Below are 3799 nucleotides of genomic sequence, written 5' to 3' on the forward strand. Positions count from 1 at the left end.
CATTGTGGGTAATTCAATATTTGCTAGACAGCAAGTATTACGCCAGCATGAGGGCAACAATCAGCAAATTTGAGAAGCAGTGGAATCTATCTGTAGTTAATTATCAGGTGCAAGAATCTAGTGAGGCGTTGTTTACCGCCGTTCGCGGAGCGTCTCGTAGAGAAGACATTGCCATTAGATCCAAAGCTAGAGTATTGCGAATGGAGAAACTGAAGATGGCTTCTTTGGTTGGGGAAAATCCTGGTTTTGACTTCCTCCAACAATGCTGGAATGACGATCCGGCTTTGCAGATTGTGATCAAGAAATTGCTGGCGAAGTATCCGCAGTGGGGGATTGCGATTGTAGATGGGGAGTTAGTTGAGTCTTAGAAGTGTCAAGTGCTTATTTCATCACTCAGCTTAGTGTTAAAGTTAGCCCAAATTCGCAAAAACAGTGTTTGCAACAGCTTGTTTGCTGCTTGTCTACCTACTAGAGGCTGTTTTTATAAAGATGAGGATATCAGTATAGTTGTTGCAGATGGAAAAAATACTAAATATATTTACTTAGTAATATATTAAAAAACTTGCACGAGATATGAGTAAATTCATGGTTACATTATCGACATTTTTTAATACCCGACGTAGAGTATCAGTTCTTGCCTGTGCTATTGCTACCGCAACCCTTGGTGTTGAGTTTAGTCTTGTAGGGCAAACTGCTCACGCTTTGGATGTTAACTTTTTTACTTGCCTCGAAATACAACTACTTACAATACTTGGTTAACAATTTTTCTGCAAAAGCAATTTAGATTGACTATTACAAAACTTAATTTTTCGTTGTTAATTAGCATTGACTGATCAATAAGTATTAATTCAAATGATGACTGAATTTAGTAATTATCCTCAAAATCAAGCTACTACAGCTTCTTGGCGGTTAACTCCTGGTTACTTACATCCAGGCTATACAGATTTTGAATCTGCACATATTCTGTTAGGTCGCTTCTTAGCAGACAGAACATCTGTTTATCCGCTTTCTGAAAAAGAACTTTTTGCGCCTGACGGCATTTTTGGATGGGGACATGGAAAGCCATTAGAGAAGGTGATTAATTCTAGAGCAGATTTTGAGTTTTTGCTGTTGCATCCCAACTTATTACGCAAATCGATAATCATTATTGAGCCGTGGGAGCATGTGGGTATTAATAGTCTTGGTGAAGAAGTTCGTGCTTCCAAAAATGTAGCTTATATTGCTCAGAAAGTGGCTGATATGGACTCAATACTTTTTCCAGTTTGGTCTACTGGAATTATTGACCCAGAATTAGTCATTGGGGCAATTAGCTCTGGTTATGCAGTAGTAGTGGAAGGAGGCGACCCATCGGTTTATGATGCATCAACTTGGACAAGCCCAGTTTGCTCACGAGAAGATATGTTTGCGTTAGTGGAAAAATTATTGATTTCGCGATCGCCTACTAGCGCTCCTGCTATCTTCATTTGTGTAGGACATCAGCTTGCTGCACAATGTCATATACGGCTGATTCAACGAGCAGTTAAACAAGTCCTGGGTACAACATCTCTAGAACGTGACAGTGAGTCCAAAGCACTCAACTCACTGCAAGAGGTTGCAGAACGTATTGCAACGATGGGTAAAACACTTCAAGTCAAAAAGCGTGATGGACGAAGAGTTGCTGATAGCTGGAATGATGAGCATTTTGCAGTGACACGTAATGAGTCAAAGGAAGTTGGCGAGCGCGTATTGTTACCTTACCAGTCGCCTGACGGTAAAGTTGTAGGAATTCCTTGGGAATTGATTCATGCTCATGATGTGACATCAGATGCCCATGAAGGTGTAATTGACACGACAATTCAATATGAGCGCGAAGTATCAATTTCAATGTTTCACTCAGATGAAGTGAACGAAGAGGCAATCTTGTTTGCTAACTGGGCTTATCGTAGTATTCATGATGCTATTGTTCCCTATAGACACATAATAGCTAGCAGCCATCTATCATGGTTAATACAATTGCCTGACTCTGTAGAAATTTTATGTTCCACAGCGGTTGATAAAGAGATAGTCACAGAATGTTCAGCTACTTGTATCAATTATAAAGACTTTGAAACCAAAAAAATTCGTCGTTCTTTCACTTGCCAGTTTCATCCAGAGTTGTTATCGGACTTACGTGCGATTGGCAATAGAGAAACTCCTTCTTATTCAACGTTAAAAGCAGATGACGGAGTACGCTTATTTATAAGGCTGTTATATGCAGGAATGCAAGATTGATCGGATTGTAAGCTGGCACGGCACGCTTGTAAAGATGGAAACCTTTGCCAAGACTCTTTGTTAGGGTATAGGGGTGTGAAGATATAGGAAGAAACCATAACCTGTGTTGACTTAACTAATTCAAAAGTACACAAGTAAACTTTTACTTACCAGATGTTTGTAAAACTTTTTTGAGGATATTCAGTATTGTCACAAATTGACTATCGATAAAAATCGGTGTATCACAGTTGCCTAAAATACGCTGTAATATCCAAACAATTACAGGTAAACTGAGCTAGGAAAATTAAGGTTAGCGAAAGAAGATGATCTTCTGGCAAAGGTATTGGTTACTCCATAAACGGCTTTTTACACAACGAATATTTCGAGTGCTGCTGTATTACTTTTACTATGGACTCGCACTCATCCTCATCTTTCTATTTACCTTAATGGAGTATTCAATTCCTGTAGCTGCTCAAAATCCCGTCTCAATTGTTACTCCCCTAAAGACTACCTCACAAGCGACTGCCAAAAGCCCTAATATACAGACTCAATGTCAAATTAATGCCTATGTAATGAGGCTGAATGATTTTAATTTTACACAAGGCTCGTTTTTCATTGATACCTGGTTGTATGCTAACTGCAATAAACCGAATGCTCTGAGCTTCCAAAGTATATACTTTCCTAGCGCAAAAAATTATAAAATCACATACACTTCAACTGCTCAAGTAGGAGAGGAAACCTATGTAATTGGTAATCTCCAAGGGAACTTTGAGCAGAGTTGGGATTTGAGAAATTATCCTTTTGACCGTCATGAATTGCAACTATTTTTTGAACCTAGCGAAAATTTAGATGTGAACACACTCATTTATAAAAGTGATATGAAATCTTCCAAAATCCATCCTGATATCAATCTAGAAGATGGCTGGAAGATTACTAATTTTAATGTGACATCTGAAAGCTCTCATTATATTTCTAACTTTGGCGACCCTAGAATCAAAGCTAATGAGTTTTATTTTCCCAAATTAATGGTCAGCTTTGACATTGAACGAGTTAGCTATATGAGTTTTATTAAGCTAACTGTGGGTGTATACATTGCCTTTGCTATTTGTCTATTATGCATCTTTTTTGATATTTCACAAAGTGACCTTTTTGCAGCCAGTCTTAGTATATTGGTAGGTTGTCTTTTTGCAATTTTCGTCAATTTACAAGTAGCAGAGTCAATACTTGGAGAAGTCGAAGGGGTAAGTTTGGTTGATGAAATTCATATTGCCACAATGCTCTTTATTCTTTTTGTAGCTTCACTACAGACATTTTTTCATCGGCTTTATAAGGGTGAAAAAAACAAGAAATTAATACGAATAGAACGTCTCGGCTTAGGTTTAATTCTTCTAACTTATATAGGAATGAATATTATCTTTATTAGCTATGCTTTCCTTGCTGGTTAATAAAATAACTAAAATAATTGGATAAATAGTAGTTAGTATTTAGAATTGGTAAATAGTCCACCCATGAAGGGATGGAGTTTTAGTAAGAATATTTTAATTTTGTTTTGCTCACAAGAAGAGAAGTG

General features: G+C 37.6%; 3 protein-coding genes and 1 pseudogene. All 4 read left to right on the plus strand.

Annotated elements, in window-relative coordinates; all coding sequences use genetic code 11:
- Positions 1–368: pseudogene (locus tag HCR01_RS37225) on the plus strand (hypothetical protein); the annotation flags it as partial.
- A 217-nt stretch (positions 369–585) separates the two neighbouring features.
- Entirely contained in the window at positions 586–759 is a 174-nt protein-coding gene (locus HCR01_RS37230) for a hypothetical protein (protein ID WP_193200903.1), read from the plus strand.
- Positions 760–855: 96 nt separating this feature from the next.
- Complete coding sequence (locus HCR01_RS37235) at positions 856–2250, plus strand: hypothetical protein (protein ID WP_193200905.1); 1395 nt, start codon at positions 856–858, stop codon at positions 2248–2250.
- Positions 2251–2801: 551 nt separating this feature from the next.
- Complete coding sequence (locus HCR01_RS37240) at positions 2802–3674, plus strand: hypothetical protein (protein WP_193200904.1); 873 nt, start codon at positions 2802–2804, stop codon at positions 3672–3674.
- Positions 3675–3799: the final 125 nt, after the last annotated feature.

This window comes from Nostoc sp. MG11 (assembly GCF_014904695.1).
Taxonomy (GTDB): Bacteria; Cyanobacteriota; Cyanobacteriia; order Cyanobacteriales; family Nostocaceae; genus Komarekiella.